Origin of the sequence: Pantoea sp. S18, assembly GCF_045689705.1 — a bacterium.
In the GTDB taxonomy this organism is placed as follows: domain Bacteria; phylum Pseudomonadota; class Gammaproteobacteria; order Enterobacterales; family Enterobacteriaceae; genus Pantoea; species Pantoea symbiotica.
The window spans coordinates 142031-167898 of sequence record NZ_CP142688.1; the positions used below are offsets into that span (position 1 = coordinate 142031).

The window sequence follows — 25868 nt, forward strand, 5'->3', positions numbered from 1 at the left end:
CTTAAGTAAAATCGGTTTTGATCGTCGCGGGCTGGCGGTCAATACGCTGCGGTAGCAGTGTCGCCAGCCAGCTCACCAACGCGGTGAGCCCACGGAATAAACGGCGCAGCGGCGCAGGGCCATACTCGGCCAGACGCAGATAGCCTTTAAAACCCAGCACCATAATGTCGGCCAGACTTTGCACCGGTTTGTCTTCCGGGAAGCCGTCCTGCCACAGCGCCCAGGTATCGGCGCGGGCGAAAGTGCACTGAATAAATTCAATGTGTTGACGCGTGCTGAGTTGATGCAAACGAATGCCGGCACGACGGCCAAACACGCGCTGCACCTGACACGGGAAGCTGAACTCTTGCTGACCACGGCGCAGCAGCAGCGACACGGTTTCGTCCTCTTTCAGCGCATCGGCTTCACGCAGCTCAACGCCGACGCCACCGTCGGAATAGTCGCGCAGCGTGCACGGCACCATGTGTCCATCCTCACGCGCGATGGCGGCGGGCATGGCGATTTCCACACGATGCGCTTCGCGGATTTGGCGCGCTTCAACCGAAACCGCCACCGCGCCGCCGAGGATAATCATGTTGTAAATCACCCACACCAGGCTGACCCAAATGGTGAGCATTTCGTTGGCCGGACCGTACGCCATGCGCCAGAAGGCCATACCGATACCGGCGATATTCAGCAGCACCAGCATCATGTACGGTTTGGTAATCACCCAATCGAGATGACGCTCGGCCACCAAACCGCCTTTGGCAGTAACGTTGAACTTGCCTTTGTGTGGATTGAACAGCGCCACCGTGGTTGGCCGCGCGATGTACCACGCCAGCACGGTTTCATACACTTCGCTCCAGAACGAGTGACGCCAGCGGCCCTGAATACGCGAGTTGGTCAAACTGGTGTGCAGCATGTGCGGCAGCACGTAGATGGCGATCGCCAGCGCGGGCGCGTAGATGATGTAGGCGTGGAACAGCAGAAACGCCAGCGGTGCCAGCAGGAAGATCAGGCGCGGAATCCCAGCGAGAAAGTGCAGCATGGCGTTGGCATAACACAGGCGCTGCACCAGCTTTAACCCTTTACCAAACAGCGGGTTATCGAGGCGGAAAATCTGCACCATGCCGCGCGCCCAGCGAATACGCTGGCCGATATGCGCGGACAAACTCTCGGTGGCCAGACCGGCAGCCTGCGGAATACGGATATACGCCGAGGTGTAACCCTGACGATGCAGGCGCAGCGAGGTGTGTGCATCTTCGGTGACGGTTTCTACCGCAATGCCGCCGATCTGATCCAGCGCGGTACGGCGCAATACGGCGCAGGAGCCGCAGAAGAACGCTGCATCCCAGGTATCGTTGCCATCCTGCACCAAACCGTAGAACAGCGAGCCTTCGTTAGGCGTCTGGCGGAAGCGGCCGAGGTTACGTTCGAACGGATCGGGCGAGAAGAAGTGGTGTGGCGTTTGCAGCATCGCCAGCCGATGATCTTTCAGGAACCAGCCCATGGTCAGCTGCAGGAATGAGCGCGTCGGCACATGGTCGCAGTCGAAAATCGCCACATATTCGCTGCGGCATACGGCTTTCAACGCATGGTTGATGTTGCCCGCTTTGGCATGTTCGTGAGTAGGGCGCACCACGTAATTGACGCCGACGCTGGCGGCAAACTCGCGGAACTCTTCGCGCGTGCCATCATCCAGCAGGTAGATATTCAGTTTGTCCTGCGGCCAGTCGATGCCCATCGCCGCGTAGATGGTCGGTTTCACCACGCTGAGCGGTTCGTTGTAAGTCGGCACCAGAATATCGACGCTCGGCCACGAGGTAATTTCCGGCGGCATCGAGACCGGCTGACGATTGAGCGGCCACAGCGTCTGGAAATAACCCAACACCAATACCGCCCACGCATAGGTTTCGGCACCAATCAGCAGCAGACCAAACGTCAGGCTGAGCGGATCGTCCCAGTTGAGGGTTTCGGTGTAGCGCCACCACAGATAACGGCAGGAAATCGTCAGCGATAACACGATCAGCATGATGGTCGACAAGCGCCCAGGCACACGCCGCACCAGCATCGCTAATCCCCATAACAGCAGCACGAAGACAAACTGCGTGGTGATGCCGAAGGGCTGCGAAATGCACAGCAGCGCCAGCAGGCTGGCAACAATCGCCGCCACGATAAACAGCAGCTGGCGCAACCACGCGGGCAGCGCCTGAATACGTTGTTCGCTGCGCTGGGCAAAACGGTTGTGTTCCAGCCGTGCTGGCAGCGCGCCGAGCCATTGATACAGCCGTTCGCGCCAGCGGAACAGCGGCTTGACGCTAAAACTTTTACGCGTGCGCTTGTCGAGCGGCAATACCAGCATCAGCCACAGGCTTTGCAGCGCATAGCGCAGCGGGTCAAGCGGTCGCGGTCGCAGCGGCGAAATTTGCGGATAGTAGCGCTGACGATGTTGCAGGATGCGCTGCCAGCCGGGTGTTTCCAGCCGCAACAGCGACCACGCCAGCACGCACCACATCAGATGCAGTGCGATGGTGAAGCGGCCCGCGCCATGCTGATGCGCCAGTTGAGCGCGGCGTTGCAGCGCCTGCCACGTTTGCGGCATCAGCAACCAGCGTAATGGATTCACGCCGCGCCTCCCGCCACATTCAGCAGCAGCCAGTTGGCCAGCGTGTTGATCTCTTCACTGGCCAGCGCATGCGGCCGATATTCGCCCACCGGCTGTTTCATCATCAGCGCTTCCGCCAGCGCTTCATCGCGGTGGATTACCTGTGGAATCAGGTTCTTCAGCGAGCTGATCCAGAGCTGATGCAAATCCTGCTGCAGCTGGCTGTTGGCGTTGAACTGGTTGATCAGGAACAGCGTGTGCGCAGGAAAACGCGCGTGGTGCAGACGCAACTGGCAGTTGGCATCCAGCGTCAGCACCTGCAGCAGACGATCGGCTGCGGCAACCAAAGATCGCTGCCACGGCAACAGATCCGCTGGGATGTCGAAAATAATCCAGTCGTAGTGTGATTTCAGGGCCGGTAACGAATTTAGCAGCGGTGCGGCAAATTCTGAGTTGATATTGCTGATGTTGGCGCTCTGTTGCGGCGTGAGTGCGCCAAACGGCAGAAAATCCAGTCCCGCTTGATAGCGCTGTGCGCACTGCTGCCACGCTTGCTGTTCGAGCAGCGCAGGTGCCCAGCCCTGAGTGTGGGTCAGCGGCAAATTGAAGTGGGCAGCCAGTTGATTTACCGGGGAAAAGTCGATAACCAGTACCGATTGCTGCAGCGCGTTAAACGCCCAGCCGAGCGCGGCGCTCAGCGAAGTGGCACCACAACCGCCACGCAATCCTTGTAATGCAATAACAGGCATTAACGTTCTGACTCCTGTGCCGCGCTTATTTCACGCAGCAATGGCCAGCGCGTCATAATGGTATTAAGTCGCGCTTCGCGGGCAATATCAATGTAGCGAAATGCCTTAAGGGAAAAAGCATCACTCAAAGCGGTAATGTCATCGTGCTCTTCGCTGCTAGCAGCATTCAGCGAAAATGCATTCTCTGTTTTCATTATTTTTTTGCCACCAAAAAATCGACAACGGATGAATTGTGGTTCTATTTTTTGTAAAGTTTAAACCTGAAGTAAAGACAAATGCTATCCACAGATCAATGTGATTTGCATTAATAGGCTATTTTTTTATTTCACCGGTTCCAATTGTGGCTGTGTGGATTAAACTAGCCTGGATTGTATCGATCGCGAATAAAATATGAAAAATCATTATGCGCTTGGCCTGCAGCAGATTCAGCAGGAATTAAATACTCTGCAGAATCCAGGGTTTTACTGGATTACTAGCCAGCGTCAGGAAGATGCAAGAATGCTTTTACGTCAGGTGGTTAGCCAGCAAAAGGTGGCTACGCTGATCAGCGCAGACGAGAAACCGCAGGCGCTGCTGACGCCCGATCCCAGCGGCGGTCCAGCGCGTATGCCGTTATTTTCACTGCCGGCGAATAAAAGCAGCTTACAGCAGTTGGAGAGTGATTTTTCCCGCATGCTGAATAGCCGTAGCGGCCTGGTGATTTTTTATAGTAATGCCGCGTTGTGGGGAAAATTATCGCCCGATGAGTTGACCATTTGGCTTAAGCGCATGCGTCGATTGATAACTAAAAAACAAATCACGCTGTTAATGATCACCTCCGGCACGTCAATAATTCACTTACGTAATCATCTGCAAGCTTATTTTCGCCAGCTTGATGGTCTCGCGCATTTAGAGTTTCAGCAGGACAGTTGGCAATATCGAATTAACTGGTGGTATGCGGCAGATAAATTACTGGCCGATCGTGCTATCCGTTTGAGTTGCGGTGATAATCAATTTATTGCCGAAAATGATGCAGAACAAAATATTCCATTAAGCCGCAATGATGAAAACCAATTCCTTGCGCAAGAAGGTGTGCTGGAAGGCGCACCGCCACTTTCTGTGCAGTGGCAATTATTTAGTGACAATGAAAGCGTGTTCTCGCGTGCCCAGCAGGCAAATGCGGCAACCGTCATCTTTAGCCTGGTCCATAACCAAGACATTAATTCTTTAGCAACCATGGTCCATAGTCTGCGCCGTTCACGCGGTAGCGCGCTTAAGATTGTGGTGCGCGAAATCAGTACCACGCTACGCTACAGTGATGAGCGTTTGCTGCTGGCCTGCGGGGTGAATGCCATCGTACCGACGGCGGCCAGCCTGTCGCGTTTTCTCACCACGCTGGAAGGGATTCAGGGGCAACAGTTCTCGCGCCATGTGCCTGCCAATCTCAACGCCCTGATGCAGGCGCTGCAGCCATTGCAGCAGAAAGGCTATTTACCGCTGGACGCGTTTTGCGCGGCGGTACAGCAGCTAATGGCCAACACGTTGCTGCCGGAAAATGACAAAGGTTTGCTGGTGGCGCTGCGTGCGGTGCCGCAGCTGAAACCCGAACAGATTCTGACGCTGTGCAAACCGCGCCGCTTCGGTGATTTGGTGACGCTGGTGAACGACCGCATCTATCTGTTCCTCTCTTCGTGCCGCTTCAACGATTTGGATATCGCGCTCAAATCGATTTTCTCCTTGCCGCATGACGAGCTGTTTAGCAATCGCATCGTCTGGTTTGAAGATAATCAGATTGTGTCGGAGGCGGACAAAATTCGTCAGCTGACATCGGTGACGCAGCGTGACAGACAAGCCGCGCCGTTGGCCGCTGTGCCAGTCGCTACGCAGGCCGACGTGCCTGAGCGCGGAGCACAAACGCCGCAGCCGATTACCCTCAACCTCGACGGAGTAAGCCACCAATGACACTGATGGATTGGGTGCAGGTGGCGATCCTGCTGTTACTGATTTTACTGTTCCTGAGATCACTGTTTGGTCGCGGGCTCACGCGCAGCGGCACCAATCCGCTGCTGCGTTTGCTGCCGACGCGTGCATTGAAATCAGAAGGGCAGTGGCAACGCAAAACCAATAAAACGGATAAACATGAATAACAGATTCACGATGCACGGTTCGTGGTGGCGCGGCCTCGGTGGCTGGAACTTTTACTTCCTGATTAAATTTGCGCTGCTGTGGTACGGCTACCTCAATTTCCACGCGCTGAGTAATCTGGTGTTTCTGGCGTGGCTGCTGTTCCCGCTGCCGAACGCGCGGCTGCATCGTCTGCGTCAGTGGATTTCGCTGCCAATTGGCATTGCGCTGTTCTGGCACGATACCTGGCTGCCGGGACTCAACTCGATCATGAGCCAGGGCAGTCAGCTGGCGGGCTTCTCGCCCAGTTACTTGCTCGACCTTGCCAATCGCTTTATCAACTGGGAGATGATTGGCGCGGGCTTTGTGCTGCTGGTGCTGTATCTGTTTGTCGCGCAGTGGATTCGCGTCACCGTGCTGGTGTCGCTGATGCTGATCTGGCTCAACGTGCTGACGATCGCCGGACCGGCACTGAATTTACTGCCGAGCAGCGCCGCTACGCCGACGGTGAAGCTCAACGATACGCCAGCGGCGAAAGCGCCAGATGGCCTCGATCAATCCGCGCCGCCAACCAGCGCCAATCTTACCGCGTGGCTTAACCGTTTTTACGACGCCGAGCGCCAGCGTTCAACGCACTTCCCGGACGCATTGCCTGCCGATTCGCAGCCGTTCGATATTCTGGTGATCAATATCTGTTCGCTGTCATGGTCGGATTTGAATGTCGCGCAGCTGCGCAATCATCCGCTGTGGCAGCACTTTGATATTCTGCTCAACAACTACAACTCCGCCACCGGTTACAGTGGCCCAGCGGGGATTCGTCTGCTGCGTGCCAGCTGCGGCCAGAGCTCGCACAGCGATCTGTACAAAGCCACCGATCAGCGCTGCTATCTGTTTGATAACCTTGCAAAGCTGGGCTTCAAACAGCAGTTGATGATGGATCACACTGGCGTGTTTGGTAACTATCTCAAAGAGCTGCGTGAAGAGGGCTATCTGCAGGCGCCGTTGATGTCGCAGGCGGGCATCGCGCCGGAAGTGACGTCGTTTGATGGTTCGCCGGTATTTAATGATGCGCAGTTGATGCAGCGCTGGCTCGACGATCGCACCAAGAGCAGCGATGCGCGCTCCGCCACCTTCTATAACCTGATTCCGCTGCACGACGGTACGCGCGAGCTGGGCAGCACGCGCAGCGCCGACTGGCAGCCGCGCGCCAAAGTGCTGTTTGATCAGCTCGATGCTTTCCTGACTAATCTGGAGAAATCGGGTCGTCGCGTGATGGTGCTGGTGGTGCCGGAACACGGCGCAGCGCTGCAGGGCGACAAAATGCAGATGTCGGGATTGCGTGACATCCCAAGTCCGGATATCACTCATGTGCCGGTCGGCATTAAGTTTGTCGGCATGAAAGCACCGCATCAGGGCCAGCCGCTTAGCGTGGAGACGCCAACCAGCCTGATGGCGATCTCGGAAATCGTCTCACGCGTGGTGGATGGTCAGGTGTTTAACGCGCCGAACGTTAATATGTCGGTGCTGACCGATAATCTGCCGCAGACGCCGGTGGTGTCGGAGAACGACAATGCGGTGGTGATGATGTATCAGGGCAAACCGTGGATCCGCCTGAACGGCGGCGATTGGGTGCCGTATCCGCAGTAGGTTGCCATTCGTGGCGTAATGCCGCTCAGTTAAGCGCAGAGCGACTTTCGTTCGCCATGTGCTGAGGCAGTTGCAGCACCTGCGTGCGGCGACCGAGCAGAGGACGCCTGGCCGCGCCCTCTGCACTCCCGGGCCCTGCGCCAGCCCAACCCGCCGCTGCGCGGTACCTTCACTCATTCACGATTCCTGACGGACCGGTGTCGATTCGCTCCTGCTCAGCGCCACCTCTCGCTGCATCCATGCGGCTCGCCCTGGAATCCCTCACTCGCTCAGCGGTTTGGGATGTCGCCTCAACATCCGCGCTGCAGCAACTATGCATTTTCTGACTTACAATCGCTGTAAATCCCGTAGGGGCGCCATTCATGGCGACCTGGTGCGCATAAATGCGCACCCTACGAAAAACTAAACCCATTATCTTAATCACAGGCGGAGGTGTTGGGCGTCGAGCGATAAGCGAGTACGGCGCAGGCCCCCATTCGCGCGCGCCAAAACCTGCATAATTCCGAATCACTTCATAAATAACCCAACTTGCCTATTTTTCGCCTTTATCCCGGCGAAAAAAACGCGTGACCTGGGATATACTCGCTGCGAATTTCATCTCATTACACGCCTATGTGGCCTGGAGAAGTTTTGTTGCGCGTCAGTCGTTCTCTAACGATAAAGCAGATGGCGACGGTTTCCGCCGTGGCGATGGTGACCATCTGCATCTTTATTGTCATCCAGCTCTTTCACTTTGTGCAGCAGCGCAGGATTGACTACGCCCAGCAAATGGAAAATGTGGCGCACACCGTGCGTCAGCCGCTCTCCGAAGCAGTACTCAAAGCCGATATTCCGCAAGCGGAACGTATCCTCAATACCCTAAAACCGGCCGGTATTTTATCGCGCGCCGATGTGGTGTTGCCGAATGCCTTCCAGGCGCTGCACGCCGATTTCGCGCCGGAAAAACCGGTGCCGCGCTGGGTCGCGCGCCTGTTTGAACTGCCGGTGCAAATCACGCTGCCGCTCTATTCGGTCGAGCGATCGGGCTTGCCGAAGCCGATTGCCTATCTGGTATTGCAAGCCGACTCCTCGCGCGTTTATCAGTTCCTGCTCAGCACCTTGTCGACCATGATCACCACTTATCTGCTGCTGGCGCTGATCCTCTCGATCGCCATCAGCTGGTGTATCAACCGCTTGATTGTGCATCCGCTGCGCGATATTTCGCGTGATTTGCAGGAGCTGCCGCCGCAGGCGATTCTGACCCACAAAATGAAGCTGCCGCATAATCATCGCGATGATGAAATCGGCATGCTGATCCGCAGCTACAACCGCAATCAGCAGGTGCTGGAGTCGATTCACGACGAAATGAGCCGCATGACCACCCATTTCGCCGTGACGGACCTGCCTAATCGCGCGTTGTTCCTTGCGCTACTCGAACAGCACATAAGCCATCGCCACAATCGTCAGGCGTGGGGCTTGATGGTGATTCGCATTGAAACGCTGCAGGAAGCCAACGGCGTACTGAGCGATGAGCAGCGCGATACGTTGATGCTGACGCTGGTGGAGAAGATTCGCAGCACCGTCGACGATCACTCGCTGCTGGCGCAAACCGGCCCCAGCGACTTCGCCTTGCTGATGAAGCGCGCGCACAATCCGTTCCGCGCCATGCGTTTAGCGCGCAACCTGATGATTCGCATCAATCAGCCGGTGAACCTGCAACAGCTGCAGCTGCGTCCGAATGCCAGCATCGGTCTGGCGCTGCATGAAGAGAACAGCATTTCGGCCAGCGAACAGCTTGATCGCGCTACCTCGGCGATGATGTCGGCGCGCCATCAGGGCAAAAACCAGATTCTGTTCTTCGACCCGGCGCTTACCGAGCGGGCGCAAAAGCGTTTAACGCAGGAGCACGACATCTTGCAAGGTTTGCAGGACGAGCAGTTTGCCCTCTATCTGCAGCCGCAAATCAATATGGAAACCGGCGAGCTGGCCGGTGCCGAAGCGCTGTTGCGCATGCGCATGCCGGATGGCAGCTACGGATTGTCAGAAGAGTTTATTGCCAGCGCCGAAGAAATTGGTGTGATTTCGGCCATTGGTCGCTGGGTGTTTGAAGAGGCCTGCCGCATTCTGGCCGGCTGGCAGAAGCAGGGCATTAATATCCCGCTCAGCGTCAATATCTCGGCGGTGCAGCTGCGTGATGCCAGCATGGTCAGCCATTTGCAGGGCTTGCTGGAGCGCCATCGCATTGCGCCGGGCAACTTCGTACTGGAAATCACCGAAACCGCGCAGATTGGCGATGCCGAGCAGGCGATTGCGCTGCTGCGTTTGCTGCAGCAAACCGGCGTGGCAGTGGCGCTCGACGATTTCGGTATGGGCTACTCCAACCTCAACTATCTGCATCAGTTCAAAGCGCTGCCGGTGAATAAGCTGAAAATGGATCGCAGCTTCGTCGCCGCGCTGCCGGATGACGACACCATGGTGCGCATCGTGGCGGCGATTGCCGACATCATTCACCTCGACGTCATCGCCGAAGGTGTGGAAACCGCCGAGCAGCGCGACTGGCTGCTGGCGCGCGGAATTACTATAGGGCAAGGCTACTTATACGCTGAAGCGCTGCCGCTCCACGTCTTTAATCAACGCTGGCTCAATAGCCCGCAACTCCCTGAATAATCACCTTGGTTATTGATTTTCCTTACAAAATTGTAGCGAAGCGCTGTGCTGAAGCGTTTCAGTTCATAGTTAGAGTTTTGTAACTTTTGTAAGGAATAGTAGGGGATATTAATCTTGTTAACAGGGTGTTATTTTCCTCGCCATCGGTAAGGTTTTACGCTTCTGGCGGCTTGCCGCATGCGTTCTCCACAACAATGGCGGTGCGAACCGTCTTACTGGACACCTGTTATGAAAATCTTAAAAAGCCTCTATTTTCAGGTACTGGTTGCCATCGGCATCGGCGTCCTGTTGGGCCACTTCTATCCTGAGTTAGGCGCGCAAATGAAGCCGCTTGGCGATGGTTTCGTTAAGTTGATCAAGATGATCATCGCCCCCGTGATTTTCTGTACGGTGGTGACCGGTATTGCCGGCATGGAGAGCATGAAAGCCGTTGGACGTACGGGCGCAGTGGCGCTGCTGTACTTTGAAGTAGTCAGCACCATCGCGCTGATCATCGGTTTGGTGGTGGTTAACGTGGTGCAGCCAGGCGCGGGCATGAACGTTGATCCGGCCACGCTGGATGCTAAAGCGGTTGCGGTTTACGCGCAGCAAGCGGAGCAGCAAGGTGTGGTCGCCTTCCTGCTGGATGTGATCCCGAATAGCGTGATTGGTGCCTTCGCCAGCGGCAACATTCTGCAAGTACTGCTGTTCGCTATTCTGTTCGGCTTCGCTCTGCATCGCCTCGGCAGCGCTGGCACCGTGATGTTCAACGTCATTGAGAGCTTCTCGAAAGTGATCTTCGGCGTGATCAACATGATTATGCGTCTCGCGCCAATCGGTGCCTTCGGGGCAATGGCCTTTACCATCGGTAAATATGGTGTCGGCTCGCTGGTGCAGCTGGGTCAACTGATCATCTGCTTCTATATCACCTGCGTGCTGTTCGTGGTGGTGGTGTTGGGGCTGATTGCACGCTTCGCCGGCTTCAACATCTTTAAATTTGTCGCCTACATCAAAGAAGAGCTGCTGATTGTGCTCGGTACTTCCTCATCTGAATCGGCGCTGCCGCGCATGCTGGATAAGATGGAGAAGCTGGGCTGTAAGAAATCGGTGGTGGGCCTGGTGATTCCAACCGGCTACTCCTTCAACCTCGATGGCACCTCGATTTACCTCACCATGGCGGCGGTATTTATCGCGCAGGCGACCAACGCGCATATGGATGTGTTCCACCAAATCACGCTGTTAGTGGTGCTGCTGCTCTCCTCAAAAGGCGCAGCGGGCGTAACCGGCAGTGGCTTTATCGTGCTGGCGGCCACCTTGTCAGCGGTGGGACATTTACCGGTTGCTGGTCTGGCGCTGATTCTCGGTATTGACCGCTTTATGTCCGAAGCCCGTGCGCTGACCAATCTGGTGGGTAATGGCGTAGCGACCATCGTGGTGGCGAAGTGGGTCGGACAACTGGATGAGAAACAACTGAATGCGACGCTTTCTTCAGGGAAAAAGGTGAATAACGCACCAGAAACCGCCGCATAACCTGCTATTTGCGTTAATTTGCCGAGAAATGCCCGCTGTCGCTTGCCCTGACAGCGGGCATTTGCATAATAAACCCCATTGATTTTTTTCCCGATTTTTTGCCTCGTTGCGCGACATCCTGACCTTCTCGTGGTCAAAGAGTCTGTTATTAAATAAACGTGGCGGCAAAATGCCGCACCGGTCACCCCAGATGTGGCCGAACATGCCGCGCTAACGAGCGTTGATCTGTTTGAGTAGGGGTTCACATGCAGGGCACCAGAATTCGGCTTTTGGTTGGCGGATTGCTACTGGCAGCGTCCGGTTTTGGCGTGCACGCCGAGACGCTCCAACCCGATCCCGCCTGGCAGGAAGGCAAACTGGACAATGGTTTTAGCTGGCAGCTGCTGACCACACCACAACGTCCAAGCGATCGTATTGAACTACGCCTGATTGTTAACACCGGTTCGCTGGTGGAGAGTGCGCAACAAACTGGCTATAGCCATCTTTTACCGCGTTTAGCGATGGTGCATAACGCCACGCTGGACACCAATCAGCAACGCGCGCTGTGGCAGCAAGCCATGGATCCGCAACGTCCGCTGCCGCCCGCCATCTCGTCGTACGATTACACCCAATACAACCTGAGCTTGCCGAATAACCGCCCTGATCTGCTGAAAGAAGCGCTCAGCTGGCTGGCGGCGACCGCCGGGAAAATGACGATTAATGAGCAGGTGGTGGCTACCGCGTTAACGGCCACCGACCCGATTGCCACCTGGCCCGCTAATACCCAGGATGTGTGGTGGCGCTATCGCCTAAAAGGTTCGGCGATGCTGGCGCACGATCCGGGCGAGCAACCGCGCGCGCCGGTGGATATCGCCCAGCTCAACAGCTTCTATCAGCAGTGGTACACGCCAGACGGCATGACGCTGTACGTGGTGGGAAATGTCGATAGCCGCAGCATGGCGGAGCAGATCAACAAAGCTTTTGCGCCGCTGAAAGGCAAGCGTGTTGCGCCTGCCGCGTTACCAACGCTGTCACCGCTGCCGCATCAGCCGGTGAATCTGGTGAATGGCGGCATGAGTCAGGATCGCCTGTCGCTGGTGTGGGACACCGCATGGCAGCCGATTCGCGATTCGCAGAATTTGCAGCGCTACTGGCAGAGCGATTTAGCGCGTGAAGCGCTGTTCTGGCATGTGCAGCGCGCGCTGGCTGACAGCAAAGCGCAAAGCGTGCAGGTTGGTTTCGATTGCCGTGTGCTTTATCAGCGCGCGCAGTGCTCGATCAACATGGACAGCCCCAACGCCTCTTTGCCGCAGAATATGAATCAGGTGGCGAAAGAGCTGGCGGCGGTGCGCGACAAAGGGTTACCGCAGGAGGAGTTTGATGCGCTGATGGCGCAGAAGCTGCTGGAGCTCAATAAGCTGTTTGCCACTTACGCCCGCACCGACACCGATATTCTGATGGGCCAGCGTCTGCGCTCGCAGCAAAATTCGGTAGTGGACATTGCGCCTGAGCAGTATCAAAAGCTGCGTCAGACGTTCCTCGGCGAGATGACGCGTGATCAGTTGAATCAGGAGCTGCGTCAGCAACTGTCGCAGGAGCTGACCATGGTGCTGATTCAGCCGCAGGGTGAAGCCGAGACCAACGTGAAGATGCTGCAGGAAGGCTGGGACAAAGTGATGAAGCTACCGGAACCGCCAGCGGCTCCGGCTAGCCCGGAAGACGTGAAGCCGGATAACAGTGCAGGCGCGGCGGAACAGACCGCGCCATCATCCTGATTATCAGGTCTTCGCTCTGAGCCATTCGGTGACGAGCATCGGCCAGCTCGCCAAAGGCAAATCTGCCACGCCACGGATACCAAATCCGTGGCCGCCTTTTTGGTAGAAGTGAATCTCCACCGGCACTTTGTGCTCACGCAGCGCGCTGAAGAACACCATGCTGTTGTTCACCGAAACCGACTCATCATCGGAGGCGTGAATCAGCAGCGTCGGTGGCGTTTGCGCATGCACGCGCGTTTCCATTGAGTACGCATCAATCATTCTTTGATCCGGCCACGCGCCGAGCAAGCGGGTGCGCGCACCTTCATGCGCCAGACCTTCGCGCATACTGATCACCGGATAGAGCAGCACCATCGCATCCGGGCGCGGCGTGAAGCTGTCGGCCTGATCCTGCACCGGATAGAGTTTCTCGCCAAAGCGCGTGCCGAGGCTGGCGGCAACGTGTCCGCCCGCCGAGAAGCCCATCATCACAATATATTTGCCGTTCAACCCGCGCTGCGCACGTTCACGCAGCACGCGCACCGCACGCTGCGCATCAGCCAGCGGCGCGTCTGGACCTTCATGGTGACCGTCATACGGCAGGCGATACGTCATCACCGCCAGCGTGTAGCCCATTGACGTGAAGAAGGTGGCGAGCGCGCTGCCTTCGCGGTCGATCAAAACCCGCTGATAACCGCCGCCCGGCGCCACCAGCAGCGTGATGCCGTTCGAGGTTTCCGGATGCCAGATGGCAATCTCCGGGCAGCGCACGCCGGTGGCGGCGCGGTCATAAGGTTCGTACTCTTTGGCGAGATCGACGATTTGCGGCTGAGCGCGCGAATCGCTCGCGCCTGGCGCATCACCGTGTGGCCAGATGTTGATGATTTCTGTGTGCATAAGTCAGTCCTGAGCGAGTCATGTTGTCGTTATTTTTTTCGCGGCCGGAGTAACAGCGTCCTGCTGTTATTGATTAAAACATGGTCTCTTTTGCCGCTGGCGTCCAGCCGAAAACCGCCGATTTAGCCAGTTTCGGACTATGCCTGGCGGCCAGATTTCGTGCCATAACGCATTGAATTTAAATCGATCTGATTAGCGTGATTGAAGAAGCAATGCGGGTTTTGTTACAGAAGTGGATGAGTCAGGTGATTAGCGGAAATTGGCAGGGAAAAATGCTGCGTTAAGGCAAACTTTGCGGGTGGGTTTGTTAGCGGTGTTTATGGATTTGGTCGCCATAAATGGCGACCCTACAAATGTGCAGCTGGATTAACGTGGCATTGCGCTGAGCGGGATAATCGCGCCGCGATGCTGGATCACCGTGCTGGCAGTGAGATGACCGCGTGCGGCGGCATCTTCGGCGCTGCCACCGGCTAAACGCACCGCCAGATAACCGGCGCTGAAGGAGTCGCCTGCTGCGGTGGTATCGATCACTTTCTCTTTCGCCAGCTTGATGGCGGCGACGTCGCGCAGCGGCTCATCGCCGACCGCCACCAGACAGGAATCTGCACCGCGTTTAATCGCAATTTCCTTTACGCCAGCGGCGCGTGTGCGGGCAATCACCGCATCCAGCGGCTGCTCGCCCCACAGCAAATCTTCATCGTCGAGCGTCAGGAATGCCATGTCGGTATGGCGCAGCATCTCGGCATACGCTTGCTGGGCGCTGGCTTTATCGGCCCACAAGCGCGGACGATAGTTGTTGTCGAAAATCACCTTGCCGCCGTTCTGACGACAGGCGCGGAGCAGCGCCATCAATTTGTCGCGACTGGCCGCTGGCAGAATCGCCAGGCTGATGCCGCTCAAATAGAGATAATCGTAGTGCGCCAGCTGCTGGCAAATCTGGTCCGCTTGCGCGCTATCCAGCCAGAAACGGGCGGCAGCGTCGTTGCGCCAATACCAGAAAGTGCGCTCGCCGTGTTCGTCGGTTTCGATGAAATACAGGCCTGGCATTTTATTGTCGAGGCGCTGAATCAGCGCGGTTTCGACCTTTTCCTGCTGCCAGGCGGCGATCATCTGGTCACTGAAGCTGTCGGTGCCGAGTGCGGTGACATAATCGACACGCAGCTGCTGGTTATCTGACTGGCGCGCCAGATAAACCGCCGTGTTCAGCGTATCACCGCCAAAACCGCGTTTGATGTTCTCACCTTTCTCGGACAGCTCAATCATGCATTCGCCAATAATGGCGATTTTCTTCTGCGTCATGGTCTTCGGCCTATAGTGAATTCTGCCTTAGTCTCGCGTCTGGTATGGCAGTCGTCAATGGTTTTTAAAACGATGTTTTGATTTAACTTAAGGCAGTAAACCGCCGGCGCTACGGCGATTTAACGGCCAAAGCGCGTTTTGTTTTGCCGATTAAGCGCGACGCACGCTGTTACACTCAACTATTCATGGGACTAACGAGATTGATAAAGTTATCCCGGCGATCGCCGATACTTGCCGCTGAGATGCTATTTGCAGGCACTCGACACCAACCAGGAAAAAACCATGGTGATGAAGAATTTGAGTCATCGGCTGCCTGTTTCAAATGAACTGGAACAACAACAGGAAACGCGTCTCTTCTGGCAGCAGTGCCAACGATTCTATACTTTCCAGCCGATTTATCAGGTTTCCGGCCGCTTGCTGGCCATTGAATTACTGACGGCGGTGACTCATCCCTCCGCGCCAGAAAAAAGGCTGTCGCCCGAAGACTATTTTGAAGCACTGACTATCGCGCAGCGGCTCGCTGTCGTCCAGGAACAACTCGAGCTGCTGATAACATGGTCACCGTTTTTCAATCAGCGTCAGCTGGTGGCGTCGGTGAATATCGACGGTCCAACGCTGATGGAGATTGAGCAGCATGAGTCGATTCGCACGCTGATCGCACAGCTGCCGTGGGTGCGCTTCGAACTGACGGAACATCATGCGCTGCCGCAGGAAGAGATGGTAGCGAAGATGCCGGAACTCGGGCCGCTGTGGCTGGATGATTTTGGCTCCGGCATGGCGAACTTCTCGGCGCTGACCGAACTGCGTTACGACTACATCAAACTGTCGCGCGAGCTGTTTATGCTGCTGCGCGCCAGCGATGAAGGCCGCTCAATGTTCTCGATGCTGCTGGCGTTGATTAACCGTTATTGCAACGGCGTCATCGTCGAAGGTGTGGAAACCGAAGAGGAGTGGCAACAGGTTCGCAGCTCGCCAGCCATGGCGGCGCAGGGCTACTTCTTCTCGCGTCCGGTGCCGTTTAGCGAGCTTGAACGCATGGCACTTGAGCTTCCCTGATCCCGTTCCGCGACGTCTCGACTATCCTTAGTCAGACGTGGAAGGGCAAGGAGGAAGCAATATGTCACGTACTCGAAAGATCCTGAGCTGGGTGTTCGGGATTTTTTTGTTATTGGTTGTAGTGATTGTGGTGATCATCGCCACCTTTGACTGGAACCGCCTGAAACCTACGATTAATCAAAAAGTTTCAGCCGAACTGAACCGACCTTTCGCGATTCGCGGCGATCTCGGCGTGGCATGGGTTCGCAATCGCGAAGAACCAGGCTGGCGCAGCTGGGTGCCGTGGCCGCAGGTGCATGCCGACGATGTGATGCTCGGTAATCCGCCATCCATTCCTGATGTCACCATGGTGCATCTGCAGCGCGTTGAAGCGACGATTGTGCCGCTGGCGCTGCTGCATCAGCAGATCTACCTGCCGTGGATCAAAATGCAAAAGCCGGATGCGCGGCTGGTGCAAACTGCTGACAAAAAGAATAACTGGACCTTTGATCTCGCCAGCAGCCAGAACAGCGATGCGAACGCGACGCCTTCTGCCTGGTCTTTCCGCCTCGACAACATCCTGTTCGATCAGGGACAAGTGCGCTATCGCGACGCCGTCAATAAAGCCGACGTCACGGTAACCATCAATCCGCTGGGCAAACCGGTGCCATACGCGCAGGTGGCGGGCGGCGACGATCAGCAGAAGGGCGCGGGTGATTTTGTCTTTGGCTGGCAGGCGAACGGCACTTACAACAATCAGAAGCTGGATGGCGACGGTAAAATTGGCGGCATGTTATCGCTGCGCAGTAAAACCACGCCGTTCCCGCTGCAGGTGGATGTGCGTAATGGCACCACACGCGTGCGCATTGACGGCACCTTGCAGGATCCGCTCAATCTTGGCGGGCTGGATGTGCGTTTGCGCTTCGCGGGCGATACGCTGGCGAATCTGTATGGCCTGACGGGCGTGCTGCTGCCTGATACGCCACCTTATGAAACCGACGGTCATTTGATTGCGCGTTTCAACGAGGAGAAAGGGCCGTTGTTCCGCTACGAGAAGTTTAACGGCCACATCGGCGACAGCGATATTCACGGCTCCCTTGTTTATCGTCAGGGTAAACCGCGTCCCACCTTGACCGGTGAACTGACCTCGAACCAATTGCGGATGGAAGATTTGGGGCCGCTGATTGGCGTCAATTCCGGCAAAGGCAGCGAGAAAACGCAGCAGGCCAAAGCGCAACGCGGCGATGCCTCAACGCAGCCTGCCGATCGCGTTCTGCCGCATGACAAGTTCGATACCAAGAGCTGGGATGTGATGGATGCGGATGTGAAGTTCAGCGGCAAACGCATTGAACACAGCAGCAAGCTGCCGCTCAGCGATCTCTATACCCATCTGCAATTGAAAAACGGCGACCTGTTGCTCGATCCGCTGCGCTTCGGGATGGCCGGCGGCAGCATCAACTCCACCATTCATCTGGAAGGCGATCGCAGCCCGATGCGCGGACGCGCCGATTTGCATGCGCGTAAGCTGCGCCTGCGTCAGCTGTTCCCGGATGTCACCGCGATGCAGAACAGTTTGGGCCAGCTTAACGGCGATGCCTCGCTGAGCGGCACCGGCAATTCTGTGGCGGACTTACTGGGTACCAGCGATGGCGAACTGAAGCTACTGATGAATGATGGCCTGATCAGCCGCAGCCTGATGGAGATTGCCGGACTGAACGTCGGTAACTATGTGGTGGGCAAACTGTTCGGCGATGACGAAGTGAAGATCAACTGCGCGGCAACCGATCTGAATATTCGTCAGGGTTTAGCGACGCCAAAACTGTTCTTGCTGGATACCGAGAACGCGGTGATCAACGTGACGGGCAACGTCAACTTCGCGAATGAACGCATGGACTTGTCGATCAATCCGGAGAGTAAAGGGATTCGTATCATTACGCTGCGTTCACCGCTGTATGTGCGCGGCACCTTTAAAAATCCGGATGCCGGCGTGAAAGCCGGTCCGCTGATTGCGCGCGGTGCTGCAGCGGTGGCGCTCGGTGCAGTAGTCGCGCCGGCCGCCGCGTTGATCGCACTGATTTCGCCTAGCGATACCGACGACAATCAGTGCAATAACGTGCTTCAGCAGATGAAGAATCAGAAGTGATCAGTTACGCCACAGCACTTTGATGATGTGGTAACCAAAGGCGGTTTTCACCGGTCCGTAAGGCTGTAGCAGCGGACAGGAGAAGACCGCCTTATCAAATGCCGGCACCATTTGCCCTTTACGAAACTCACCCAAATCACCGCCGTTGCGCCCGGATGGGCAGGTAGAGTGTTTCTTTGCCAGCTGCTGGAAGTTCGCCCCTTTTTCAAGCTGCGCCAGCAGGGATTTGGCCTGCGCTTCCTCTTTCACGAGGATATGTAAAGCCGCCGCGGTTTTCGCCATGATGAAGTCCTAATGTGTATAATCCGGCCATTATAACCCTGTTTCTTTTGATCCCACTGAGCGAATTCCGTTATGCGTTTAAACCCCGGCCAACAACGAGCTGTCGAATTTGTCACCGGTCCTTGTCTGGTGCTGGCCGGTGCTGGCTCGGGTAAAACCCGCGTGATCACCAACAAAATCGCCCACCTGATCCGCGAATGTGGCTATCAGGCGCGCCATATCGCCGCCGTGACCTTTACCAATAAAGCCTCGCGCGAGATGAAAGAGCGTGTGGCGCAGACGTTGGGACGTAAAGAGGCGCGCGGCCTGATGATTTCCACCTTCCATACGCTGGGGCTGGAGATCATCAAACGCGAATACAAGGCGCTGGGAATGAAAGCCAGCTTCTCGCTGTTCGACGATCAGGATCAGCTGGCTTTGCTCAAAGACCTGACCAAACAGTGGCTGGAAGAGGACAAAACGCTGTTACAGCAGCTGATTTCCACCATCTCCAACTGGAAGAATGATTTGGTCGATCCGCAGGGCGCAGCCGGTTTGGCGCAATCGCAGCGTGACCAGATTTTTGCGCATTGTTATCAGCTGTATGACCAACACCTGAAATCCTGCAACGTGCTGGATTTCGACGACTTAATCGCACTGCCGACGCTGCTGCTGCAGCGCAATCAGGAAGTGCGCGAACGCTGGCAGCAGCGCATTCGCTATCTGTTGGTGGATGAGTATCAGGACACCAACACCAGCCAATATGAGCTGGTGAAGCTGTTGGTGGGCGCGCGGGCGCGCTTTACCGTGGTGGGCGATGACGATCAGTCAATTTACTCGTGGCGCGGCGCGCGTCCGCAAAATCTGGTGCTGCTGCAACAGGATTTCCCGGCGCTGGAAGTGGTGAAGCTGGAGCAGAATTATCGCTCGACGCAGCGCATCCTGAAATCGGCCAATATCCTTATCGCCAACAATCCGCACGTATTCGAGAAACGCCTGTTCTCAGAACTGGGGCAGGGCAGCGAGCTGAAGGTGCTGAGCGCCAATAACGAAGATCACGAAGCGGAACGCGTGGCGGGTGAACTGATCGCGCATCACTTCATCAACAAAACCGCCTACAAAGATTACGCCATTCTCTATCGCGGCAATCATCAGTCGCGCGTGTTCGAGAAGCAGCTGATGCAAAACCGTATTCCGTATCGTATCTCGGGCGGCACGTCGTTCTTCTCGCGTCCGGAAATCAAAGATTTGCTGGCTTACCTGCGCGTGCTGACCAATCAGGAAGATGACAGCGCGTTCCTGCGTATCGTGAATACGCCGCGCCGTGAGATTGGTCCGGCAACGCTGCAAAAGCTGGGCGAATGGGCCAACCTGCGCAATAAAAGCCTGTATAACGCCAGCTTCGATATGGGGCTTGAGCAAACGCTGAGCGGGCGGGGGCTGGAGCATCTGCAGCGCTTTACGCACTGGTTGAATGAGATCGTCCAGCTGACCGAACGTGAGCCGGTGAACGCCGTGCGCGACCTGATTCGCGGCATCGACTACGAAAGCTGGCTGTTTGAAACCTCGCCCAGCCCGAAAGCGGCTGAGATGCGCATGAAGAACGTCAATCTGCTGTTCCAGTGGATGACCGAGATGCTGGAAGGCGATGAGCTGAACGAACCGATGACGCTGGCGCAGGTGGTGACGCGCTTTACGCTGCGCGACATGATGGAGCGCGGTGAGAGCGACGAAGAACTCGATCAGGTGCAGCTGATGACGCTGCACGCCTCAAAAGGGCTGGAGTTCCCGTATGTCTATCTGGTCGGCATGGAAGAGGGCTTATTGCCGCACCAGAGCAGCATCGATGAGAACAATATCGAGGAAGAGCGACGTCTGGCTTACGTGGGAATTACCCGTGCGCAGAAAGAGCTGACCTTTACGCTATGCCGTGAACGCCGTCAGTACGGCGAGCTGATGCGCCCGGAACCGAGTCGCTTCCTGCTGGAGTTGCCGCAGGACGATGTGGTGTGGGAGCGCGAGAAAAAAGTGGTGAGCGCAGAAGAGCGCGTGAAGACCGGACAGACGCGTGTCGCCGGGTTAAGAGCGATGCTGGAGAATGCGAAGAAGGGTTGAGAGCGGTCACCATGAATGGCGACCCTACGTCAATGGTAGGGGCGGCATTCATGCCGCCAGAACATCAGGAAATCGTCAATAACCAATGTACGTACGACTGATAATGACTCTCCTGCTCCAGCAGCTCAGAACGCAGCGGATGCACTTCGCGCCAACCGGCTGGCAGCGTCAAATGCAGCGCATCATCATCCGCCTGTAAACGCACGGCAGGCAAAGTGTCATCGCGACGACGACTCGAGAAAATAATCGCTAAACGCAGCAAGCGGCTTAAACGCTCCGCCATGCGCGGCGGCACGGCGTTTTGCTGAGTCAGCAACGCCAAATCAATGCTGCCGCTTTGGTTCTGCAGCAGGCAAGCCAGCATTTTTTTCTGTGCGGGAGTGAAGCCAGGAAGATCGAGATGGCGAATCAGGTATGCGGCGTGTTGCGGTGCCTGACGGAAATCGACGCTCAAGCCAATTTCGTGGATGGAACAGGCGCTGAGGAGCAGATCGCGACATCGGTTATCCAGCTTCCAGCTGCTGCTCACCTGACGGAAGAAACTCTCCGCCAACTGACGCACACGACCGGCCTGATCAATATCAATGGCAAAACGACGCTGCACGTTCTGCAATGTGCGGCTGCGGATATCGCGATCAACCGGCAGATGCAGCATGCCATACACTAAGCCTTCGCGCAGTGCGCCACCGGCCAGCGTCATACCTTCAATGCTCAGTTCCTGGAAGATAGCGATGAGGATCGATAAACCGCTCGGGAACACTAAGGCGCGCTCCAGCGTCAATCCTTCAATTTCCAGCTCTTCCAGCTTGCCGCACTGAATCGCGCGTTGTTTCAGCTGTTGCAGTTTGCTCAGGGTGATGCGCTCATCCATGCCCTGCGCCATCATAATTTCCTGCAACGCTTGTACGGTGCCTGACGCGCCGACACAGATTTGCCAGCCTTTCTCACGCAGCGCAGCGGCCACCGGACGGATCATCTCGCGCGCGGCCAGTTCGGCCTGCTCAAAATTCTCTTTTGCCAGATGGCGATCGCTGAAATAGCGTTCAAGCCAGGTTACGCAGCCCATCGACAAGCTGAACAGCGTGGTGGCATGCGAGCCTTCGCCGGTCACCAGTTCGGTGCTGCCGCCGCCGATATCGACCACTAAACGCTGATCGGAACCGCCGGTGGTATGCGCTACACCCTGATAAATCAGGCGCGCTTCTTCTTCGCCGCTGATGACATTCACCGCGCAGCCAAGAATCTGTTCAGCCGTTGTGAGGAAATCCTGCGCATTTTCGGCAAGGCGCAGCGTGGCGGTTGCCACCACGCGGATTTGTTCCGGAGGAATATCCTGCAGCTGTTCGGAGAACAACTTCAGGCACTGCCAGCCACGTTGCATCGCCTCAGCAGAGAGATGATTCGCTTTGTCGAGGCCAGCCGCCAGACGCACTTTGCGCTTTATCCGCGCGACGGTCTGAATACTGCCAGACACCTCGCGCACCACCAACATATGAAAGCTGTTAGAACCTAAATCAATCGCTGCATAGAGTGACGATGCGCTTAGCATGGTGTGCTTAACCCGAACGTTTACGGTTGCTATTGCGCGGCGCGCCGCTCCGACGGTTATTGTTGTTCCCGCCACGGCGTGGACCGTTTCCTGAACGACTGCGTTGCAGACGCTTCGGCGGTGGCAGTTCATTCAGCAAGGCATCGCTGTTGTACTTGCTGACCGGGATACCGTGACCGATGTACTCTTCGATTGCCGGCAGGTTCAGCGCGTACTCTTCGCACGCCAGGCTGATGGAGTGACCGCTGGCGCCCGCGCGGCCAGTACGGCCAATACGGTGAACGTAGTCTTCGCGATCGTCAGGCAGATCGTAGTTGAACACATGCGTTACGGCAGGAATGTGCAGACCACGTGCCGCGACGTCGGTGGCAACCAGGATATCCACATCGCCTTTGGTGAAGTCGTCGAGAATACGCAGACGTTTTTTCTGCGCCACATCACCGGTCAGCAGACCTACGCGATGACCATCGGCAGCCAAATGGCCCCAAATGTCTTCACAGCGGTGCTTGGTGTTAGCGAAGATGATGGCGCGATCTGGCCACTCTTCTTCTACTAGCGTCTGCAGCAAGCGCATTTTCTCTTCATTCGAAGGATAGAAAAGCTCTTCTTTGATGCGGTGGCCGGTTTTCTGCTCAGGCTCAACTTCCACGTATTCGGCGTTGTTCATGTGCTCAAACGCCAGTTCACGCACGCGGTAAGACAAGGTAGCAGAGAACAGCATACTCAGGCGTTGGGTGGCCGGCGGCATGCGGCGGAACAGCCAACGAATGTCTTTAATAAAGCCGAGATCGAACATGCGATCGGCTTCATCCAGCACAACAACCTGAATCGCGCCCAGGTTGACATGGTTCTGCTTGGCGTAGTCGATCAGACGTCCGGTGGTGCCCACCAGAATATCGACACCCTCAGCCAGCACTTTCAGCTGTTTATCGTAGCCGTCGCCACCATAAGCCAGGCCCAGCTTTAAGCCAGTGACCTTCGCTAATGGTTCAGCATCGGCATGAATTTGTACGGCGAGCTCACGCGTCGGGGCCATGATCAGCGCACGTGGCTGATTAGTCTGGCGACCTTCTGCGGCAGGATGAGAAAGAAGATAATGAAACGTTGACGTAAGGAACGCCATCGTTTTGCCGGTACCGGTTTGCGCCTGACCCGCAACATCACGCCCTGTAAGCGTAAGAGGCAACGCGAGCGCCTGAATAGGCGTGCAGTGGCTAAAGCCTTTAGTATCAAGGGCTTCTACCACCTGAGGGTGCAGGGCGAAGTCGGAAAACTTCTGTTCAGTTAAGTGTGTTTTGCTCATAGTGTGGTAGAATATCAGCTTACTAGCGCTTTACGAAAGCGTATCCGATGAAATAAAGTCAACCTACGTTGGTATCATTTCCGCCAATTCGCCAGGCGCAATCTTTTGGAGTTAAACATGAGCAGCGATAAGATCGTTCACTTGACCGATGACAGTTTCGACACAGACGTACTGAAAGCAGACGGTGTCACTCTGGTAGATTTCTGGGCTGAATGGTGTGGTCCTTGCAAAATGATCGCCCCAATTCTCGACGAAGTCGCAGAAGAGTACGAAGGTAAACTTACCATCGCTAAGTTGAACATTGATGACAACCCGGGTACGGCACCGAAATACGGCATCCGCGGTATCCCAACTCTGCTGCTGTTCAAGAACGGCGAAGTGGCGGCAACCAAGGTTGGCGCACTGTCTAAAGGACAGTTGAAAGAGTTCCTGAACGCCAACCTGGCCTAAGCCCAGCGTGGTGTTTGTTCGGCGGTGGTGAATTTTTTCGCCACTGCTGGACGTCTCACTTTAAGCGTGTTAAGTTGAGTTCACTGCATTACGCTCTTACCTTGTAGTTTGCATCTAAGTTTTCCCTTGTCAGACCCTACTCGCAATGAACGTTATCGTGGTTTGGCAATCTGATGACTAGCACATTCGGCATCATCTTTCGACCGTCTCCTCGTTTCCTATCGCCACATCTGACGATAATCGTCGAGCTGAGTTGAAAAAGAGCCATTAACAGGCATGGAATTTTTGCCATACCACTCACGACAATCATTTCGAGAATTACCCCGAGTTTAAGAACCCATCACTATGAATCTTACCGAATTAAAGAATACGCCGGTTTCTGAGCTGATTACCCTCGGCGAAAATATGGGGCTGGAAAACCAGGCGCGTATGCGCAAGCAGGATATTATTTTCTCTATCCTGAAACAGCACGCAAAAAGCGGCGAAGACATCTTTGGTGATGGTGTGCTGGAGATATTACAGGACGGATTTGGTTTCCTCCGTTCTGGAGATAGCTCCTACCTCGCCGGTCCCGATGATATCTACGTCTCTCCTAGTCAAATCCGCCGTTTCAACCTCCGCACTGGTGACACCATTTCTGGCAAGATTCGCCCGCCAAAAGAGGGTGAACGCTACTTTGCGCTGTTGAAAGTTAACGAAGTTAACTACGACAAGCCGGAAAACGCGCGTAACAAGATTCTGTTCGAAAACCTTACGCCGCTGCACGCCAGCAAGCGTATGCGTATGGAACGCGGTAATGGCTCGACTGAAGACCTGACTGCACGCGTGCTGGATCTGGCTTCTCCGATTGGTCGTGGTCAACGTGGTCTGATTGTGGCGCCGCCGAAAGCGGGTAAAACCATGCTGCTGCAGAACATCGCGCAGAGCATCGCTTACAACTATCCAGATTGCCTGCTGATGGTGCTGCTGATTGACGAACGTCCGGAAGAAGTGACCGAGATGCAGCGTCTGGTTAAAGGTGAAGTTATCGCTTCGACCTTTGATGAGCCAGCGTCACGTCACGTGCAGGTTGCTGAGATGGTAATCGAAAAGGCCAAGCGCCTGGTTGAGCACAAGAAAGACGTGATCATCCTGCTTGACTCCATTACGCGTCTGGCGCGTGCCTACAACACCGTGGTTCCAGCATCAGGTAAAGTCCTGACCGGTGGTGTGGACGCTAACGCCTTGCATCGTCCGAAGCGTTTCTTCGGTGCGGCACGTAACGTGGAAGAGGGCGGCAGCCTGACCATCATCGCAACCGCGCTGGTTGATACCGGTTCGAAGATGGACGAAGTGATTTACGAAGAGTTTAAAGGTACAGGTAACATGGAATTGCACCTCTCGCGTAAAATCGCTGAGAAGCGTGTATTCCCAGCGATTGATTACAATCGTTCCGGTACCCGTAAAGAAGAGCTGCTCACCACTCAGGAAGAGCTGCAGAAGATGTGGATCCTGCGCAAAATCATCCATCCAATGGGTGAAATCGACGCGATGGAGTTCCTCATCAACAAACTGGCCATGACCAAAACCAACGACGAATTCTTCGATATGATGAAGCGTTCCTAAGTTGCGATCGGCGAGTCGCTAAGCCAAGCGGTGATTCGCACAATTTGCCAGGAAATATTGCTAACGCCACGTCTTAACGTGGCGTTTTTTATTTATGGGCATTAGGATTAGCGCAGTCAGGAAGCTTTTAAAATGACTGTGGCAGAGATGCGGGTGTTTTTTCAACAATCAGGCTTTTCTGCAGCAGAATTCGGAATAGGGATATATGGCAATGGCAGGTGTTTTGCATATTGTTGTCCA

Annotated in this window: 19 protein-coding genes; 11 read left to right on the forward strand and 8 right to left on the reverse strand. The window is 55.8% G+C overall.

The features are described from left to right. Nucleotide 1: 1 nt before the first annotated feature. The 3 genes from bcsA to bcsR are packed head-to-tail and all read right to left on the reverse strand — an operon-like array spanning nt 2 to nt 3527. Complete coding sequence (gene bcsA, locus VIJ98_RS00630; RefSeq protein WP_323271865.1) at nt 2-2605, reverse strand: UDP-forming cellulose synthase catalytic subunit; 2604 nt, start codon at nt 2603-2605, stop codon at nt 2-4. Next, nucleotides 2602-3333 carry a cellulose biosynthesis protein BcsQ gene (bcsQ, locus tag VIJ98_RS00635; protein ID WP_323271866.1) on the reverse strand — a complete coding sequence of 244 codons (732 nt, stop codon included), beginning with the start codon at nt 3331-3333 and terminating at the stop codon, nt 2602-2604. Before bcsQ ends, bcsA begins: the two co-directional genes overlap by 4 nt. Further along, nucleotides 3333-3527: a cellulose biosynthesis protein BcsR gene (bcsR, locus tag VIJ98_RS00640; protein WP_061719343.1), complete on the reverse strand. Its 195-nt coding sequence runs from the start codon at nt 3525-3527 to the stop codon at nt 3333-3335. The genes bcsQ and bcsR overlap by 1 nt, the downstream gene beginning before the upstream one ends. 196 nt (nt 3528-3723) lie before the next feature. Between bcsR and bcsE the strand changes: the two genes are divergently transcribed. From bcsE to VIJ98_RS00670, 6 genes are all read left to right on the forward strand, one after another. Then, nucleotides 3724-5274, forward strand: coding sequence for a cellulose biosynthesis protein BcsE (bcsE, locus tag VIJ98_RS00645; RefSeq protein ID WP_154156882.1), 1551 nt, complete (start codon nt 3724-3726; stop codon nt 5272-5274). Beyond that, nucleotides 5271-5459: a cellulose biosynthesis protein BcsF gene (locus VIJ98_RS00650; RefSeq protein ID WP_008105667.1), complete on the forward strand. Its 189-nt coding sequence runs from the start codon at nt 5271-5273 to the stop codon at nt 5457-5459. Before bcsE ends, VIJ98_RS00650 begins: the two co-directional genes overlap by 4 nt. After that, on the forward strand, nt 5452-7083 hold the full coding sequence (gene bcsG, locus VIJ98_RS00655; protein WP_323271867.1) for a cellulose biosynthesis protein BcsG: 1632 nt from the start codon (nt 5452-5454) through the stop codon (nt 7081-7083). Before VIJ98_RS00650 ends, bcsG begins: the two co-directional genes overlap by 8 nt. Nucleotides 7084-7716: 633 nt before the next feature. Further along, entirely contained in the window at nt 7717-9729 is a 2013-nt protein-coding gene (hmsP, locus tag VIJ98_RS00660) for a biofilm formation regulator HmsP (RefSeq protein ID WP_323275716.1), read from the forward strand. A gap of 228 nt (nt 9730-9957) precedes the next feature. After that, the gene (locus tag VIJ98_RS00665) at nt 9958-11238 is read left to right on the forward strand and encodes a dicarboxylate/amino acid:cation symporter (RefSeq protein WP_008105722.1); all 1281 of its coding nucleotides are present in this window, start codon (nt 9958-9960) and stop codon (nt 11236-11238) included. A 245-nt stretch (nt 11239-11483) separates the two neighbouring features. Then, on the forward strand, nt 11484-12992 hold the full coding sequence (locus VIJ98_RS00670; RefSeq protein ID WP_258144303.1) for a pitrilysin family protein: 1509 nt from the start codon (nt 11484-11486) through the stop codon (nt 12990-12992). A 3-nt stretch (nt 12993-12995) separates the two neighbouring features. Here VIJ98_RS00670 and VIJ98_RS00675 read toward each other — a convergent pair whose 3' ends face one another. Then, nucleotides 12996-13868, reverse strand: coding sequence for an alpha/beta hydrolase (locus VIJ98_RS00675; protein ID WP_008105727.1), 873 nt, complete (start codon nt 13866-13868; stop codon nt 12996-12998). 366 nt (nt 13869-14234) lie between these two features. Next, a complete protein-coding gene (locus VIJ98_RS00680; RefSeq protein ID WP_323271868.1) occupies nt 14235-15167 on the reverse strand; it encodes a sugar kinase in 933 nt (310 codons plus the stop codon). A 282-nt stretch (nt 15168-15449) separates the two neighbouring features. Between VIJ98_RS00680 and pdeH the strand changes: the two genes are divergently transcribed. Next, on the forward strand, nt 15450-16223 hold the full coding sequence (gene pdeH / locus VIJ98_RS00685) for a cyclic-guanylate-specific phosphodiesterase (protein ID WP_323271869.1): 774 nt from the start codon (nt 15450-15452) through the stop codon (nt 16221-16223). A gap of 61 nt (nt 16224-16284) precedes the next feature. Next, nucleotides 16285-18345, forward strand: coding sequence for an AsmA family protein (locus tag VIJ98_RS00690; RefSeq protein ID WP_323271870.1), 2061 nt, complete (start codon nt 16285-16287; stop codon nt 18343-18345). Here VIJ98_RS00690 and ppiC read toward each other — a convergent pair whose 3' ends face one another. Beyond that, the gene (ppiC, locus tag VIJ98_RS00695) at nt 18346-18627 is read right to left on the reverse strand and encodes a peptidylprolyl isomerase PpiC (RefSeq protein ID WP_008105734.1); all 282 of its coding nucleotides are present in this window, start codon (nt 18625-18627) and stop codon (nt 18346-18348) included. Nucleotides 18628-18699: 72 nt separating this feature from the next. Between ppiC and rep the strand changes: the two genes are divergently transcribed. Next, the gene (rep, locus tag VIJ98_RS00700; RefSeq protein WP_008105735.1) at nt 18700-20721 is read left to right on the forward strand and encodes a DNA helicase Rep; all 2022 of its coding nucleotides are present in this window, start codon (nt 18700-18702) and stop codon (nt 20719-20721) included. A 64-nt stretch (nt 20722-20785) separates the two neighbouring features. Here rep and ppx read toward each other — a convergent pair whose 3' ends face one another. Together ppx and rhlB are read right to left on the reverse strand one after the other, a co-directional pair. Next, the gene (gene ppx / locus VIJ98_RS00705; protein WP_061719353.1) at nt 20786-22270 is read right to left on the reverse strand and encodes an exopolyphosphatase; all 1485 of its coding nucleotides are present in this window, start codon (nt 22268-22270) and stop codon (nt 20786-20788) included. A gap of 7 nt (nt 22271-22277) precedes the next feature. Then, nucleotides 22278-23573, reverse strand: a complete 1296-nt coding sequence (gene rhlB / locus VIJ98_RS00710; protein WP_008105739.1) for an ATP-dependent RNA helicase RhlB — start codon at nt 23571-23573, stop codon at nt 22278-22280. Between the two features lie 117 nt (nt 23574-23690). Between rhlB and trxA the strand changes: the two genes are divergently transcribed. Together trxA and rho are read left to right on the forward strand one after the other, a co-directional pair. Then, nucleotides 23691-24023 carry a thioredoxin TrxA gene (trxA, locus tag VIJ98_RS00715; protein WP_008105741.1) on the forward strand — a complete coding sequence of 111 codons (333 nt, stop codon included), beginning with the start codon at nt 23691-23693 and terminating at the stop codon, nt 24021-24023. Between the two features lie 345 nt (nt 24024-24368). Continuing rightward, nucleotides 24369-25628: a transcription termination factor Rho gene (gene rho, locus VIJ98_RS00720; RefSeq protein ID WP_008105744.1), complete on the forward strand. Its 1260-nt coding sequence runs from the start codon at nt 24369-24371 to the stop codon at nt 25626-25628. Nucleotides 25629-25868: the final 240 nt, after the last annotated feature.